Source organism: Rhizobium sp. AN68 (genome assembly GCF_030758035.1).
Lineage (GTDB): Bacteria > Pseudomonadota > Alphaproteobacteria > Rhizobiales > Rhizobiaceae > Agrobacterium > Agrobacterium tumefaciens.
This window is the reverse complement of record NZ_JARWMI010000003.1, coordinates 1807780-1823339: the sequence shown is the minus strand read 5'-3', so window position 1 is coordinate 1823339 and position 15560 is coordinate 1807780. Positions and strand designations below refer to the sequence as shown.

14 protein-coding genes, 1 tRNA gene and 1 pseudogene are annotated in these 15560 nt (G+C 58.9%); 9 read left to right on the top strand and 7 right to left on the bottom strand.

The features are described 5' to 3' along the window. Positions 1 to 3: 3 nt before the first annotated feature. The 3 genes and pseudogenes from RBH71_RS22030 to RBH71_RS22020 all read left to right on the top strand — a co-directional run bounded on the left by RBH71_RS22030 (position 4) and on the right by RBH71_RS22020 (position 3990). Positions 4 to 1697: pseudogene (locus RBH71_RS22030) on the top strand (ABC transporter permease). Continuing rightward, a complete protein-coding gene (locus RBH71_RS22025) occupies positions 1685 to 2713 on the top strand; it encodes an ABC transporter ATP-binding protein (protein ID WP_003513056.1) in 1029 nt (342 codons plus the stop codon). Before RBH71_RS22030 ends, RBH71_RS22025 begins: the two are co-directional and overlap by 13 nt. Before the next feature lie 167 nt (positions 2714 to 2880). After that, positions 2881 to 3990: an endonuclease/exonuclease/phosphatase family protein gene (locus tag RBH71_RS22020; RefSeq protein ID WP_003513055.1), complete on the top strand. Its 1110-nt coding sequence runs from the start codon at positions 2881 to 2883 to the stop codon at positions 3988 to 3990. An 18-nt stretch (positions 3991 to 4008) separates the two neighbouring features. On the opposite strand, the gene RBH71_RS22015 is transcribed toward RBH71_RS22020, so the two are convergent. Next, on the bottom strand, positions 4009 to 5748 hold the full coding sequence (locus tag RBH71_RS22015) for a sensor domain-containing diguanylate cyclase (protein WP_003513052.1): 1740 nt from the start codon (positions 5746 to 5748) through the stop codon (positions 4009 to 4011). A 207-nt stretch (positions 5749 to 5955) separates the two neighbouring features. On the opposite strand from RBH71_RS22015, the gene RBH71_RS22010 reads away from it, so the two are divergent. Then, positions 5956 to 6031 (top strand) — tRNA-Thr (locus tag RBH71_RS22010). Between the two features lie 55 nt (positions 6032 to 6086). On the opposite strand, the gene RBH71_RS22005 is transcribed toward RBH71_RS22010, so the two are convergent. After that, positions 6087 to 6440, bottom strand: a complete 354-nt coding sequence (locus tag RBH71_RS22005; protein ID WP_003513050.1) for a nuclear transport factor 2 family protein — start codon at positions 6438 to 6440, stop codon at positions 6087 to 6089. Positions 6441 to 6757: 317 nt separating this feature from the next. On the opposite strand from RBH71_RS22005, the gene RBH71_RS22000 reads away from it, so the two are divergent. Further along, positions 6758 to 7360: a J domain-containing protein gene (locus RBH71_RS22000; protein WP_003513049.1), complete on the top strand. Its 603-nt coding sequence runs from the start codon at positions 6758 to 6760 to the stop codon at positions 7358 to 7360. Positions 7361 to 7379: 19 nt separating this feature from the next. Here the strand turns inward: RBH71_RS22000 and RBH71_RS21995 are convergent, their stop codons facing one another. Next, the gene (locus RBH71_RS21995; protein ID WP_003513048.1) at positions 7380 to 7991 is read right to left on the bottom strand and encodes a DUF922 domain-containing Zn-dependent protease; all 612 of its coding nucleotides are present in this window, start codon (positions 7989 to 7991) and stop codon (positions 7380 to 7382) included. A gap of 157 nt (positions 7992 to 8148) precedes the next feature. Next, positions 8149 to 8604: a PRC-barrel domain-containing protein gene (locus RBH71_RS21990; RefSeq protein ID WP_003513045.1), complete on the bottom strand. Its 456-nt coding sequence runs from the start codon at positions 8602 to 8604 to the stop codon at positions 8149 to 8151. A gap of 140 nt (positions 8605 to 8744) precedes the next feature. Between RBH71_RS21990 and RBH71_RS21985 the strand changes: the two genes are divergently transcribed. Continuing rightward, complete coding sequence (locus RBH71_RS21985) at positions 8745 to 9179, top strand: DUF1801 domain-containing protein (RefSeq protein WP_003513044.1); 435 nt, start codon at positions 8745 to 8747, stop codon at positions 9177 to 9179. Between the two features lie 12 nt (positions 9180 to 9191). Here RBH71_RS21985 and RBH71_RS21980 read toward each other — a convergent pair whose 3' ends face one another. Together RBH71_RS21980 and uvrB are read right to left on the bottom strand one after the other, a co-directional pair. Beyond that, complete coding sequence (locus tag RBH71_RS21980) at positions 9192 to 10160, bottom strand: alpha/beta hydrolase family protein (protein WP_323687490.1); 969 nt, start codon at positions 10158 to 10160, stop codon at positions 9192 to 9194. Between the two features lie 31 nt (positions 10161 to 10191). After that, a complete protein-coding gene (gene uvrB, locus RBH71_RS21975) occupies positions 10192 to 13173 on the bottom strand; it encodes an excinuclease ABC subunit UvrB (RefSeq protein WP_003513042.1) in 2982 nt (993 codons plus the stop codon). Positions 13174 to 13414: 241 nt separating this feature from the next. Here uvrB and RBH71_RS21970 point away from each other — a divergent pair, with 241 nt between their 5' ends. Further along, positions 13415 to 13768 (top strand): DMT family protein, encoded by a 354-nt coding sequence (locus tag RBH71_RS21970; RefSeq protein ID WP_003513041.1) that lies wholly within the window; start codon positions 13415 to 13417, stop codon positions 13766 to 13768. Positions 13769 to 13829: 61 nt separating this feature from the next. Here RBH71_RS21970 and RBH71_RS21965 read toward each other — a convergent pair whose 3' ends face one another. After that, complete coding sequence (locus RBH71_RS21965; protein ID WP_003513040.1) at positions 13830 to 14213, bottom strand: winged helix-turn-helix transcriptional regulator; 384 nt, start codon at positions 14211 to 14213, stop codon at positions 13830 to 13832. Positions 14214 to 14367: 154 nt separating this feature from the next. Between RBH71_RS21965 and RBH71_RS21960 the strand changes: the two genes are divergently transcribed. Together RBH71_RS21960 and RBH71_RS21955 are read left to right on the top strand one after the other, a co-directional pair. Then, positions 14368 to 14979: an NAD(P)-dependent oxidoreductase gene (locus RBH71_RS21960; RefSeq protein ID WP_323687489.1), complete on the top strand. Its 612-nt coding sequence runs from the start codon at positions 14368 to 14370 to the stop codon at positions 14977 to 14979. Positions 14980 to 14991: 12 nt separating this feature from the next. Continuing rightward, positions 14992 to 15468: a nuclear transport factor 2 family protein gene (locus RBH71_RS21955; RefSeq protein ID WP_003513038.1), complete on the top strand. Its 477-nt coding sequence runs from the start codon at positions 14992 to 14994 to the stop codon at positions 15466 to 15468. The last annotated feature ends 92 nt before the right edge of the window (positions 15469 to 15560 follow it).

Sequence of the window (15560 nt, the reverse complement as noted above, 5' to 3'; positions counted from 1 at the left end):
GGCATGTCCCGATCAAGTGCCTATGGAAACAGCCAGCCGCGCTGGCTGTTTCCTTTGTGGTGAGCGTCGTTTTTGCGCTCAGCGCCCTGCCGCTCGGGCGGCTCGCCTATACCGGGATTGTTTCGTCACTCAATGGTGACATATGGCGATTGCTGGCTGATCCCGCCCTTTGGGATGCGGCGCTGAACACGCTGTCCACCTCTTCTTTCGGCATGCTGATTTCACTCATGATCGGCGGGGGCTTCGCGCTGGCGCTGACGCTTTGCGACATACGCGGCAAGTCGATCTTAAGCTTTCTCTTCATGCTGCCTATGATGATCCCGCCGCAGGTGACGGCGCTGTCGTGGATCGGCATGACCGGCCCGTCGAGCACGCTTTTAAAGGCCATCGGCCTTGCGCCGCCCATGGGCTCGCCGCAGCCGCTCTATTCCATTGCCGGTATCGCGCTTTTGCTCGGCGTGCAGCATGCGCCGCTTGTCTATCTGTCGCTGCGCGCCGGCCTGCTCGCTTTGCCGCAGGATGGCATCGAGGCGGCCAAGCTTTCCGGTGCTTCGCCTCGCCGCGTGCTGTTGGATATCATCCTGCCGCTTTCGACGCCGGGATTGATCGCCGGGGCGGCGATCTCGTTTGTGTCCAATGTCGGCAATTTCGGTATTCCGGCTATCCTCGGTATTCCGGCCTCGACCTTCACCCTGCCGACGCTGATCTACAGCCGCTTCGCCAGTTTTGGTGCGAGCACCTTCGGCGATATCGCCATTCTCTCGACCATGATCGCCATCATCTCCGTGGCCGGCCTTGCGCTGCAAGAGCGGGCATTGAAGGGCAGGGACTATCGCATCATCGGTCTTTCCGGCAAGGCCGCGACTTTCAAGCTGTCGCGCTGGCGTGTAGTGGCTGAGCTTGTCCTTTGGCTCGTGCTGTTCTTCATGCTGGTTGCACCGCTTGCTGCGCTGGTGGCAAGCTCGCTTGCCCCCGCCTATGGCGTGCCGCTCAGTCTCAAGACCGCTACGATGCACGCCTATGAGGAGCTACTCTACCGGCAGAGCGTAACCCGCACAGCCTTCCGCAACTCGCTGTTTCTGGCGACGGTCACATCCCTTTGCCTGCTTGCGGTGACGGTGTTGACCGCCTATTTCCTGGTGCGCGGCAAAAGCCGCTTCATGTTCCTGCTGTCGGCGCTGGTGGATATTCCCTATGCGCTGCCGGGTGTGGTGATTTCCGTATCCTTCGTCCTGTTGTTCGCGGCCCCCATCCCGCTGCTCGGCATCACGCTTTACGGCACGATCTGGATCATTCTGCTCGCCTATTTTTCCTCCTTTTTCGCCGTCAGCCTCAAACCGATGGTCAGCGCCTTCCTCCAATTCGATCCGTCGCTGGAAGAGGCGGCAAGGCTTTCGGGCGCCGGTTTCTGGCGGCGGTTGAAGGACATCATCCTGCCGCTGGTCGGGCCTGCGGCTGGCGCTTCCGTCATCCTCGTTTTCCTGATCGCCTGCAATGAGCTGACGGTTTCGGCGCTCCTTTGGTCCGCCGGCACGCAGACGCTCGGTGTGCTCATCTATAACCTCGATGACAGCGGCAGCTTCGATCTTGCCTCCGCACTTTCGGTGCTTGTCGTCATCATGGTGATTTTCCTCATGCTGCTGCTCGAAATTCTGGGGCGCTATCTGCCGAAAGGAGTGGTCCCTTGGCGAAACTGATCCTCAATCGTCTGACGAAAAGCTTTGGAGCCGGGTCGAAACCCGCCGTTGACGACCTCTCGCTCACGGTGCGTGAGGGAGGTTTCCTCGCGTTGCTCGGGCCTTCCGGCTGCGGCAAGACTACGGTGCTGCGCATGATCGCCGGTTTCGAGCAACCGACTGATGGCTCCATCCTGCTCGGCGAGCGGGTGCTGGCCGATGCAGGCAGCATGGTGCCGCCGGAGCGGCGCAACATGGCGATGGTGTTCCAGTCCTATGCGCTCTGGCCGCACATGTCGGTTGCCGACAATGCCGGCTATCCCCTGAAAGTTCGCGGCATTTCCGGAGAGAAATATCGCGAGAAGGTGGCCCAAGCGCTGGCAGCCGTACGCCTTGATGGCTTTGCGGACCGCCGTCCCGCCGAGCTTTCCGGTGGCCAGCGGCAGCGCGTCGCTTTGGCCCGCTGCCTCGTCACCGAACCCGATGTCGTGCTGCTCGACGAGCCACTCGCCAATCTCGACCGGCATTTGCGGCAGGAGATGGAGGAGACCTTTCGCGAGTTCCACATCCGATCCGGCGCGACGATGATCTATGTTACCCACGATCAGGCGGAAGCCATGGCGCTGGCAACCGATGTCGCCGTGATGTCTCAGGGCAAGCTGCTTCAGGTCGCGCCGCCCGCCGAGCTTTATGCACGACCCGAGGGGCGTCTTGTCGGCTCGCTGGTGGGGCAGGGCGCCATTCTCTCCGTGCCGATGCCGGAAGGTTCTTCGCGGGATATTGACTGGGACGCGCTCCGCACAGCGATGGATAACGGTGGGCAATTACCACGGGCGGATATTCTCGTGCGGCCGCAGGACGTGGTGCGGGATGTGGATGGAATCACCTGCACCGTGACCTCGGTTCTCTACGAGGGCGAGCGTTATGCCTTGCGTCTCGACCTGCCGGACGGGCAGGCGCTTCGGGCTTATTCTCGAGAATCGGTTGCGGTCGGTGACCAGCTGCCGGTTGCAATTCGTGCGGCGTGGCGTCTTTAGCATTTGCTTGCACCCTCATCCCTGTGACGGGCACAGGAATGAGGGTGGGGAATATCCCGGCACATAAAATCCGACATCGTGAATAGGGAAATCTGATCGACGCGACAGGCCACTGGCGAGACCGAACGGGAGCGGCTAAGCTCCCATTCCAGCAACAGGAATGAAACATGTCGCTTCGGCTCGCCACCTTCAATATCGAAAATCTTCTCACCCGTTTCGACTTTACCGGTTTTCGCAACCAGACGCGGCGCGACAGGGCGATCCAGCTTTTCGATATCAGGGACGAGGCGACCTATCAGGCGCTGGAAAGTGCGCGGGCAGTCTCTTCCACAGACGATACGCGGCAACTTTCGGCGCTGGCCATTGCGGATGCGGATGCCGACATTCTCTGCCTGCAGGAAGTCGACAACATGGCTGCCCTGCAGGCTTTCGAATATGGCTATCTCTACCGCATGGTCGGCAACGGCTATCTGCAGAAATATCTGGTCGAGGGCAATGACAGCCGCGGCATCGATGTCGCCGTCGTCATGCGCGAGCAGACCCGAGACGGCGACAAGATCGAGGTCATCGACATCAAGAGCCACGCTGCGCTAACCTACCGCAATCTCGATCTCTTCAATCCCGCACTTGCCGCGACCAACCAGATAGACGACAAGATTTTCAAACGCGATTGTCTGGAAATCGATCTGAGGATCGGCGGCAAACCGCTGACGCTTTACGTCACGCATTTCAAATCCATGACCAATGCCCGTGACGCCATAGATGCCCGGCTCGCCACCATGCCGATTCGCGAGGCGGAAGCCATGGCCGTTCGCCGCATCATCGAAAACCGCTGGGGCGCAAACAATACCCGCAACAAGAATTTTGCCATCTGCGGCGACATGAATGATTATCAGGAACGCATTTCGATTTCCGGCGACCGGCGCAGCGGCTACAGCTTTACGCCGGTCGAAGAGGAGCGGAGCGCGCTCGATATCTTCACGGCGGATGATTTTGTGACCAATCCGATGTCGCGCCGTGACGTCATGGATCGCTGGACGCTCTATCATTCGCGCGGGCCACAGGAACAGCATCTCTGCCAGCTCGATTATATCTGGCTTTCCCCGCATCTCGCGCAGATCAATGCGACAAGGGTTCCCGAAATCATCCGCGCTGGCCAGCCTTACAGGACGGTCTTTCCGCCGGGGCAGGAGGTGGATCGTTATCCGCGCACCGGCTGGGACCGCCCCAAAGCTTCCGACCATTGCCCTGTCGTTATGACGCTCGATCTGATCTGACCTGCCGCTCCGGGCTGCCTAGCCGTTGGCGACCTTGGGGAAATAGGTCGCCCACACCCGGTTGCGGCCCGCACGCTTGGCCTCATAAAGCCGGTCGTCGGCAATTGCGATCAGCTCGTCCCAGCTGTTGATCGCACGTGCCTCCTGCCAGACCACGCCGAAACTTGCCGTCAGTGACAGCCCGCTTTGTTCATCAATGACCTGGGCTTCAATCAGCCGGCGCAGGCGGTCGGCGGTGGCGGTCGCCGTCGCGTGGCTGACATCCTGCAACACGACCACGAATTCCTCGCCGCCATAGCGCGCCAGAATATCGTTTTTACGGAGGGCGCCTCTTAAAAGAGTCGCTGTCTTCTGTAGCGCGAGGTCGCCCATGGCATGGCCATAACGGTCGTTGATGGATTTGAAGTGGTCGATGTCGACAATCATCACGCCAAGCGCCTGCAACTGCTCCTCGCCGCTCAATATGGCACGAACGGTCTTTTCCAACGCACGGCGATTGGACACACCGGTCAAGGCATCTGTTTCTGAAAGCGTGCGTAATTGTTCGGCCAGCGCGGACTGCTGCTTTTCCATTTCTTCCTTCTGGCGAAGCTGCTCGCGCAGGAAATCCAGTTCCTCGAACATTTTCTTCACTTCCGGAGCAGCCTTGTCCTGATACAGGGCTCCTGAAAGATCGCCAGCGGCGATTGCGGCGATCTGCGTCTGGACGGATTGCATGGGGCGGAACAGTGCCGTTCTGTAAACCGATGCAAGCCGCAGCAATACCAGAACCGCGATGAGAGCGAGGAGGAGAGACGTTCCACCATAGATCAACGCCTGTTCCTTGTTCCTTTCTATCCTTGCCCGTGTTTCGGCGAGAATAAGGTCGCGCAATGTGCTCGAGGAACGCATGCCCTTGATGTAGTTTTCGGAGAATTCGCGAAGGCTTGGCTGCGCGGACGGCACCACCATCGCAATCGTATTCTGCGCATAGGGAAGCGCCTGGCCGAAATAGAAGATTTCAATATCGCGAAACGCTGCATCGACGCGTGGTGTGGACAGGTAAGCGGCGGTGTAGTTCGTCAGCGACGATTTCAGCAGTGTGAGGCTCTGTATTTCCGTGTCGAATTTGGCGCGGAGGCTCAGCTTGTCCTGCCTGTTCGCCCGCAGGCTCATGACCACGTAGGAACCGAGGCGACCGATCCGGTCCCGCATCACTCCGGCAGTGCCGGTCATGGCGATGTCGATCGCTACATTGGGCGTTACCTTGATGATCGCGCGTGCGGTCTTGCCACGCAGCATGTTGACGCTGTCCGCCGCCTTGAACATCGCAAAAATTGCGTTGGACATTGCCGTGTAGCTGCGCGCGGATTCCGGAAGTGCAGCAACCTGATCGACCGCTTCTCGGGATTGCGCCAGTTTTCGGCGTGTATCGACCAGCGATTTTGCCAATTCTGGCTGCGCGCTGATTTCCGCGGCAAAAGAGTTTTCGAGTTCCACCAGCTTGTCGTCCGTTGCCTTGCGCGCTGCGGCAAGCTCCTGGACCAGTTTTGCATCAGGGGAAGACGCGCCCATCAAATTATTGGCGGGACCACGCTCGGCCGATACCAGCCATGCGGACTGGAGGGCCGTTTCGAAGCGGCTGAGTTGCTGCGCATTGGTCCGGTAGCGTAAGTAACTGGAAACGCTCGGCAGGGCGGCAAGGGTTGCCAACAAGATGGAACTTACCGCTATGACGATCGTACCGGTTAGTTGGATTTTCTGTATGCTTGCGCGCATGCGATGCGTTATTCCCGGTGGGATGGTTATGAATTATCGCCATTTTAGCTGCATCGCGTAAATACTTCGCTTATTTTGCAGGCCTTTTCCCGCGACCTGGTGATTGAAACCCACAGGTACGGTGTGGAAAAGAGGTCTCCCAACGGCGCGCAATCAATTTTTGCTTTACACGAAGTGAGAATCTGATAGTTGGCAAGGCACTGGATTGCCCTTGTAGCTCAGTTGGTAGAGCACCTGATTTGTAATCAGGGGGTCACGAGTTCGAACCTTGTCGGGGGCACCAGTATTTTCAATGGCTTGGCCATTTCCCCGCTATTATTCCTGCATTCGCACAACGCCTATGGCTTGATGTGATATAGCTTGTGCACGATTGCCCAGTTGCCGTCGCGCTCCAGCAAGGACAGGTATTCGCTAAAATCCATGCCGTCGAAACTCGTCGTCAGCTTCACGGACGCGCTGTCGCCTTCCTTGTCGATGCCGAGGATTTCGAAGACGGGGTCGTGATCGGGCAGGCCGCGTTCGCTTTTCCGTATCTGCTCGGCGAAGTCCTCCAGTGAGAGCCATTCCGTTTCACCCTGAAACGTCCCGACGATGCTGGCGCGCGGATCGAAAACATCACGCATCAGGCCTTCATCCGCATAGGCCATGGCGTGCACATAATCCGTCACTGTCTGGGTAATGGTTTGCGGCATCGGATCGTCCCTCCCTTCAGATCCAAAAGCCAAGCTTACACCCGTTGGAGCCGTTCCACCATAAGCACCGTAAAACCTGCGGGTTGCACGGTTTTCCGCATGGGTAGACAGCTTGGCCCGGCGTGTTTTGCCATGACTTTCCACAATTTTGTCCCGCCCGTGATTATAGTCGCCATGGGTCCGACAAATTTGAGGATCAAGGGCTTTTGCGCCGGCGCGGGGGTGCCGCGCGGGCGGAATTCGCTTATGATCTGTGCGCGAGCCGCACGGGGGTGGCGTATGGCATGCGGTAACAGTTTGCGTTTGAAGGTGTTTTAGTGATCGATCCCTATGTTTTGCTTGGCGTGGAGCGTGATGCCGACGAGGCGGCGATCAAGTCCGCTTACCGGAAGGTGGCGAAAGCCGCCCATCCCGACAGCGGGGGCGATACCGACCAATTCGCACGCCTGCAAACCGCTTACGAGCTTTTGAAGGATCCGGTGCGCCGCAAGGTGTTCGACGATACCGGTTACGATCCGCAGCTTGCCGATGCCAAGGACCTCAAAGGCCTGCTGATGCTGGAAACTCTGGTCAACGAATTCATTCTGGACGAGCGCGAGCCCGGCAGCTTCGACCCAGTGGCCGCCATGCGCCGCAAGCTGACCGACGATATCCTGAAAAGCCGCTTTCACATTCTGGAACTGGAGCGTCACCGCACGCGGGTGCGCAAACATATGGACCGGCTGGGCAGAAAGCCGGAGACCGATGTTTTGAGTTCCATGTTGCGTGCGCGCAGCCAGTCCATCGCCGAAGCCATCCGCAATGCGGAAGCGCAGATAGAGGCAATCGAGCAGGCCTATACGATGCTGGAAGGCTATTCCTACGAGCTGGAAAGCATATCGCTTTCCGAACCGCTGCTGAAAGGCGAGGCGGCGGAATAGCCGTTTCCCCCTGGAGTTTTTAGGGACCGTTGACGAGCGCCAGGATGAGCTGATGCACGCGGCCACCGGGCGAAAGCTCGTCCCGGTCGAAATCGCGTCCGCGCTGGCGTTGCTCGTTGGATAGCTCACCAAGCCGCTGTTGAAGGACAACGCGCACTTTCTGGCATTTCGGATCGTTTTCCGCTCTCAGACCGGTGCTGAATGCCTCGATCTTCTGCACCATGTCGAGAATGTGCTCGCCATGAACGCGCTCATGGGTTTCCACACCGGAAATGAAGGTTTTCCAGCTGGCGGCGACCGCGGGCGGCAATCTGGCCGGCGCTTTCGGCCAGGTATAGATGATTGTGAGATTGGGCTTGGCGGTGGCCAGTACGCAGGCACCGTCCGGTTGCGGACGATAATCGCGCCGCCATGTCAGCTTGAAGGTGGTGTGGGCGATGGCCTGCACACCGGCGGTCGGGCCGCGCTCGCCTATGGACTGGTAAAGCGCTCCACCCGTATCACCGCTGATCGCATAGGTTTTTATCTGCTCGGCTGGTTTCCAGCCGGCTGACTGTGCTGATAGCGGAAGGGTGCTCAGCAATATCGTCATAGCGCTGATGGTGAGGGAAGAGAGAGTTTTGGCGGGCACGCATCGATCCTTGGTGTCTTGCGCGCCGAAGATAGGCGAGAGCTGGGCTGCTAGGCAAGCGCCGTGAGAGAGGGATTGTCGGATACTGCGCCGAAATTCCACACACGAAAAACCCCCGCGACGGATCGCGGGGGTCAAGCTTGCGACTGCAGGGGAATCAGTCGTCCAGCTTGTCGTAGTCGAGCTTCGGTGCGTTCTGCAGCGCTTCCTTGGTGGTATCGACATAGGCCTTCCAGGTGCCGTTGTCGTTGTGGACTGCAACCGAGGCCGGGTCGAGCACCACATAGCTCTTGTCGATGCCGAGGAAACCGCCGACGCTGGCAACGAGGCCGATCACCGATTTGCCATCGCCGATGACGACATCCTCGATTTCGCCGATGTTTTCGTTCTGGGCGTTATAGATATCCAGACCGTCGAGCTGGGAGGCGGTGAGGTCGGTTTTCTGGACATTGACGAACTTCAGCGGGCCGTTAGCCTTGGTGCCCATGGTGATGCCGGGACCGGACAAAGTCGCATCGGCGCCAACAGCAGGCGCAGTCGCAGCCGTCTGGGCAAAAGCCACGGAAGAGGAGAGGGCTGCTGCGGCAGCGAGAGCGATGACGTTGATTTTCATGATGTTTCTTCCCTTTGTATGCTGAACGTTTCGTTCGGGGAAGAAACGGTGAAGGCCGGATTTGGTTCCGCGTGGGAGCGCAGGAAATTTTGGTTTATGCTGGTAGCGGGAGCACTGGAACGCAAAATCGGGAGGACGTTATGGCAAAAAACACTGACAGCAAGGAAGCGGAGGAGAATGCACCGTCGGTTCTCATCGATCGAAAGATCGCGGAGCTTGGCGACTGGCGTGGCGAGACGCTTGCTCGCATCCGGGCGCTGATCAGGAAGGCCGATCCGGATGTGACGGAGGAGGTTAAATGGCGCGGCGTGCCCGTCTGGGAGCATGCCGGTATCATCTGCACTGGCGAAACCTACAAGACAGCCGTGAAGACGACGTTTGCGAAGGGCGCATCGCTTGAAGACCCGGCCGGCCTGTTCAATTCGAGCCTTGAGGGCAATACGCGGCGCGCCATCGACTTTCACGAGGGAGATGAGATCGACGAGGAGGCACTGGTGGCGCTGATCCGCGCGGCGGTGGCGTTAAATGTGGCGGGGAAGGCTGGAAAGAAACGCACGGGGAATAAGGCTGGGTAATCGAGTAGGCAGTCAATCTTTCCCAACGTCCGTTGCCTTGTCCCATTCCCCATCGACGAACTTCAGCGCGTCGATAATTGACACTTTCCACACTGACCAGACGTGATCGCCATCGGTGATCCGCAATTGGGATTTGCGATTGTCGGCCTGAAGCGTTTCGTGCAGGGCGATGGCGCCGCGCCAGAGGAAGAAGCCGTCGTCGTCGCCAACTGTCAGATAGGTGGTGGGCAATTCTTGGCTTTCGGCGACGTGCTGTGCAACAAGGGTGAAGACGTTCTTCTCATTGAAGAGTCTCGCATCGAAGGGCGTGCCGAAGGCGCCGGAGAAGTGATCGCCGGTGGAGGGCAGCACGATTCCGCTGGTGACGGTGGTGCGGTCGACGCGGTGGAAGAAGGCGCTGTCCTGAATGAGCTTGAGTTCCGCGGGCGTTTTGTCGAGATCGGAGGCGGGCACGTTCTGCCAGATCGCGCCGGACAGACTGGCGACTGCGCCATAGAGGTCTTCGTGGCCATAAGCCAGATGCAATGCGCCGAAACCGCCCATGGACAGCCCGGCGATGGCGCGCCCTTCGCGATCTTTTCGCACCGGCAGCGTTTTTTCCACCTGATGGCGCAGATCGCCAGTCAGGGCCGTCTCGTAATCGCCGGGACCACCGACAGCGGCCGAATCCACATACCAACTGTTTTTAACGCCTGGCATGACGACAACCAGCGGGCGGATGGTGCCAGCCGCAATCAGCGTGTCCAGCGTCTTTTCGATATTGCCTAGATCCCGCCAGCTGTTCTGGTCACCATCATGGCCGTGCAGGAGATAAAGCACCGGCCAGCCGTTTTCCGGCGGCGTGCCATCCGGTCGGTAGATGTTGACGGGCAGCGGTGCGTTCAGGGCGGCGCTGTGGAAGTTGGCGTCCTCAATCTGCCCGGCAAGGACTGGGCTTGAGAAAAAGACGAGGCATAAGGCCGCCAGGTTTTTTCGATGCATGCGGTGTCTATCCAGATTGCGCCGTTGCGCGTCAGCGACCGGGACGCCCCGTCTTCCCCTTCGTCCGGCTTTTGCGCTTCTGTTCGCCGGCATCCTCATAGGAACCCGCTCCGATCTTGCCGCGCACGAGGGGGCGGGGATCGTCCTTGGTTCGCTCAGGTTGGCCTTCCATGAGCGGTGAGAAACGTTTGCCGGTTTCCGTCTCGGGTTTGCCGGGAACTTCGCCACGCACCGGCTTCTCGGTGCGGCCAACGGTCATCTCGTCCAGCGTGTTCCTGCGGAACAGCGGCTTGCCCGTGTCCGAGCCGGGACCCATTTCGTCCAGCGAAGGTTTGGCGAAGAGAGATTTTCCACTTTCGTTTGCGGAAGCAGCACCGTCCTCTGTCACGCCCGATATGTCTCCTGCAAGAGGGGAGATCGACCCGTTGCGGGCGCTCGTTTCTTTTTTCTTGCTTCTGCCGCCACCCTCAAGCGATTTCGCCTCTTCCTTCGCCATCGGGTCGTCCATGACGGCGAGTTCGGTGGCCTTGAGGCGCTTGATTTCGTCACGCAGGCGGGCGGCTTTTTCGAAGTCCAGATCGGCTGCGGCATCGCGCATGGATTTTTCCAGCGCGTTGAGATGGGACTGCAGATTGTTGCCGACCAGATGGCCGCCATCGGCGAAGCCTTTGCCGGAAACGCCTGAAATATCGGCCCTTACGTGATCACGCTCATAAACTGAATCAAGAATATCGGAAATCTTCGCCTTGACCGATTCCGGCGTGATGCCGTGTTCGGCGTTATAGGCCATCTGCTTTTCGCGGCGGCGGGAGGTTTCCTCCATCGCCCGCTTCATCGAGCCGGTGATATTGTCGGCATAGAGGATTACCTTGCCGTCGACGTTACGGGCGGCGCGGCCGATGGTCTGGATCAGCGAAGTTTCCGAACGCAGGAAGCCTTCCTTGTCGGCATCGAGGATCGCGACGAAACCGCATTCTGGAATATCGAGGCCTTCGCGCAGAAGGTTGATACCGACAAGCACGTCGAAGGCACCAAGGCGCAGGTCGCGGATGATCTCGATGCGTTCCAGCGTGTCGATATCCGAGTGCATGTAACGCACGCGAACGCCCTGTTCGTGCAGATATTCGGTCAGGTCTTCAGCCATGCGCTTGGTCAGCACGGTGCAGAGCGTGCGGTAACCCTTAGCGGCGGTCTCGCGAATTTCGCCGAGAACATCGTCCACCTGGCTGCGGGCGGAGCGCACCTCGACCGGCGGATCGATGAGTCCTGTCGGGCGGATGACCTGTTCGGCGAAGACGCCGCCGGCCTGTTCCATTTCCCACGAGCCGGGGGTGGCCGAAACCGCGACCGTCAGCGGCCGCATCGCATCCCATTCCTCAAAGCGCAACGGGCGGTTGTCCATGCAGGAGGGAAGGCGGAAGCCATATTCGGCCAGCGTCGCCTTGCGCCTGAAGTCGCCGCGATACATGCCACCGATCTGGCTAACCGATACGTGGCTTTCGTCAATAAAAAGCAGCGCATTATCAGGGATATATTCGAACAGCGTTGGCGGCGGCTCACCGGGATTGCGGCCGGTGAGATAACGCGAATAGTTTTCGATACCGGCGCAGGAGCCGGTCGCCTCCAGCATTTCGATGTCGTAACGCGTGCGCTGTTCCAGCCGCTGGGCTTCCAGCAGACGTCCCGCCTTTTCCAGCTCGGCGAGGCGGACCCTCAGCTCTTCCTTGATCGACTTGATCGCGCCGTTCAGCGTCGGGCGCGGGGTGACATAGTGCGAATTGGCGTAGATCTTGACGGATTGCAGATCGCCGGTTTTCTGGCCGGTCAGCGGGTCGAATTCGGTAATGGAATCGATTTCGTCGCCGAACATCGAGATGCGCCAGGCGGCATCCTCAAGGTGGGCAGGGAAGATTTCGATGGTATCGCCGCGCACGCGGAAGGAGCCGCGCTGGAAATCCATGTCGCGGCGCTTGTATTGCTGGGCCACAAGGTCGGCCAGAAGCTGGCGCTGGTCCAGCCGGTCGCCCACCTGCATCTGGAAGGTCATGGCTGTATAGGTTTCCACCGAGCCGATACCATAGATGCAGGAGACCGAAGCGACGATGATGCAGTCGTCGCGTTCCAGCAGCGAGCGGGTCGCGGAGTGACGCATCCGGTCGATCTGTTCGTTAATCGAGGATTCCTTCTCGATGAAGGTGTCGGAGCGCGGCACATAGGCTTCCGGCTGATAATAATCGTAATATGAGACGAAGTACTCTACCGCATTGTCGGGGAAGAAGTTCTTGAACTCGGAATAGAGCTGCGCGGCCAGCGTCTTGTTGGGCGCAAGGATGACGGCCGGGCGCTGGGTTGCCTCGATCACCTTGGCCATGGTGAAGGTTTTGCCGGAGCCGGTGACGCCGAGCAGGACCTGGCTGCGCTCGCCGGAATTGATGCCTTCCACGAGATCGGCAATCGCCGTCGGCTGGTCGCCTGCCGGTTGATACTCCGAGTCCATGCGGATTGTAACGCCGCCTTCGGATTTCGGCGGACGGGCCGGCCGGTGCGGCGTCCACATCTTGCCGTCCTTGAACAGCGGATTGCCGCTCTCGATAAGCGCCGACAGCGCCTCGACGGTGGCGGTGACGGCACCCGGTGCGAGATTGGCCGCCTCCTCCAGGGAAACGTCCATGCCAGCCACTGGATTGAGACCGGCGGCGGCGCGGGTTTTTGGATCGCTCGACGCGCCGATGGAAACGCCGCGCGCTGTCTTGGAAGCCGTGGTGTTTTTAGCCGTTTTGTTGGCCGCTTTTTCCGCTTCCTTGCGCGCTTCGATCTCGATCTTCTTGCGGTGCTTGCCAGCTTTCGAGGCGACTTCGCGCTGGGTTTCCACCGAGCCGGCTTCGGCTTCCGCCTCGAGCTGCTTTACCCAATCGGCAACGCTGCCGCTGAGCGGCGCGCCTTCGAACGACGATTGCGGAGCTTCCTCGAAGCCGGAATTCGAGGGTTTGGAATTTTTGGGTGATCTGGCCATGCGCGAAATATGGAGGGAGTCACGCGCAAAGGGAAGGGGAGGCCAAGAAAAAATGAGTACAAAAAGGAAACGAAGCGCGGGGAACAAAATTTGGCCGGATACGTTGCATAGCGGCCGAATACGCTTTGATAGAATCCGGTTCCGTTTCATACGGCGGTAAGTTAAAGCAAAGACAAAAATGACGGTTGCGTTTTCAAACTGCCTTTCGTGACATCCCTCCCTTCTTCATTCAGGAACAATCATGCCGTTCTCGATCAGCCCTGCCCACATCTGGCCTGTCCTGATGCTCATCGTCTCCAATGTTTTCATGACTTTCGCCTGGTATGGGCATCTCAAGCACAAGGGCAGCGCACTCTTCCTTGCGATTGTCGCAAGCTGGGGCATCGCTTTCTTCGAATACATGCTCGCAGTCCCCGCGAACCGCATGGGATCGGAGGTATATTCGACCGCGCAGCTCAAGACCATTCAGGAAGTTATCACGCTTGCGGTCTTTGCGCTGTTCTCGGTCTTCTGGCTGAAGGAAAGCATCACGATCAACCACGTGATCGGTTTTGCGCTCATCGCTTTCGGCGCTTCCTTCATCTTCCGCTCCTGATTGCTATAGTGCCTTTCTATTGCCGTGGCGGACAGGTTTCGCCACGGCACGAGGAACGGTGTTACGATCCCGTTCCACCATTGGCATAGTCCAACCGCGCCGTACAAATGCGGACGTGGTTCTCGTCCGCCCACTGCACCAGCAATTGCATCGGCACCAGAAACGAACGGCCGAGATTGGTCAGTTCGTATTCCACGCGCGGTGGCACCTGCGCATAGAGCGTGCGGCGAATGAAACCGTCTTCCTCCAGCCGTTTCAGCGTGCGTGACAACATCTGCTTGGAAATATCGTCGATCTTGCGGTTCAGTTCGTTGAAACGCAGAACCCCGCCCTGAAGCGCTTCCAGAACCAGCAGGCTCCATTGATCGCCGATGCGATCCAGCACGTCGCGGATGGGGCAGGGCTGGTCGAAGGCGAAGATTTCCTTGGTTTGCGTATCCGGCATTTTCCCTGCTCTTTCCATTTTCGTGCCCTTTCAGGTCATCGCCGTGTGACCTGATCAGCGTCGGCTGACTTCTTGCAGCCGGGGCTGCGATACCATAGCTTCCCCTAGCGGTCTATTATCTAGACCTATAACGATGCCTACAAAGGAAAAAGCCATGGCTAAAATCGCGCTCATCGGAGCCTCCGGCAATGCCGGATCCCGTATTCTGAAGGAACTTTCCGACCGGGGGCACCAGGTGACGGCGATCGCCCGCAACCCAGAAAAGATCGCCAGCCTGCCGAACGTAGTGGCAAAAAAGGGCGATGTCTTCGATCAGGCAGGGCTTTCGGAACTGCTTAAGGGTCACGATACCGTGATCAGCGCCGTGCACTTCACTGCGAGCGATCCGGTGATGCTGATCGAGGCCGTCCGTGCCTCGGGCGTTTCCCGTTATCTCGTCGTGGGTGGCGCCGGCAGCCTTGAAATTGCGCCGGGCCAGCGCGTGGTTGACCTGCCGGACTTCCCGGCCGCCTACAAGGCAGAGGCGACAAAGGGAGCGGAGTTTCTGGACCGTCTGAAAGGGGAAAAGCAGCTCGACTGGACCTTCCTGTCGCCATCGGCCGAATTCGTGCCGGGGGAAAGAACGGGCAAATTCCGTATCGGCAAGGACAGCCTTTTGAGCAACGAAGCTGGCAGCCGCATTTCCTTTGAAGACTACGCCATCGCGCTTGTCGATGAAATCGAAAAGCCGCAGCATTCCCGTCAGCGTTTCACCGTCGGTTACTGAGAGGTCTCATCCATGAATTTCATGACACGTCGTCTTGCCATCGCTGCTCTTGCCCTCGCGCCCGCGCTGATGGCCGCGCCCGTTCTGGCGGAAACCGCCAAGCGCGATCTGGTTCAGGAAGAAGCCAACCGCAAGCTGGTGATCGATTTTTACGACACCGTCTTCAACAAGCACGAGGTGGCGAAGGGCGCTGCCGTCATCGTCGACAGCTACAAGCAACACAATCCGATGGTGCCTGATGGCAAGAAGCCATTCGTCGACTATTTCACCGGCTTCTTCAAGGAAAACCCGCAGGCGAAATCCCGGATCGTGCGCAGCGCCACGGATGGAGATCTGGTTTATCTGCACATCCATTCCACGGATAAAGAGGGTGCGCGCGGAGCCGCCATCGTCGATATTTTCAGGGTCACCGACGGCAAGATCACCGAACATTGGGACGTGATCCAGCCGGTTCCGGAAAAGGCTGCAAACAAGAATACGATGTTCTAGAGCATTTCCAGTAGAAGTGCGTAGCGGTTTTATGTCCGGAAAATTCGTAGAAACAAACAGTTAGAGCGCGTCAAACGATTCTGTTTAAACAG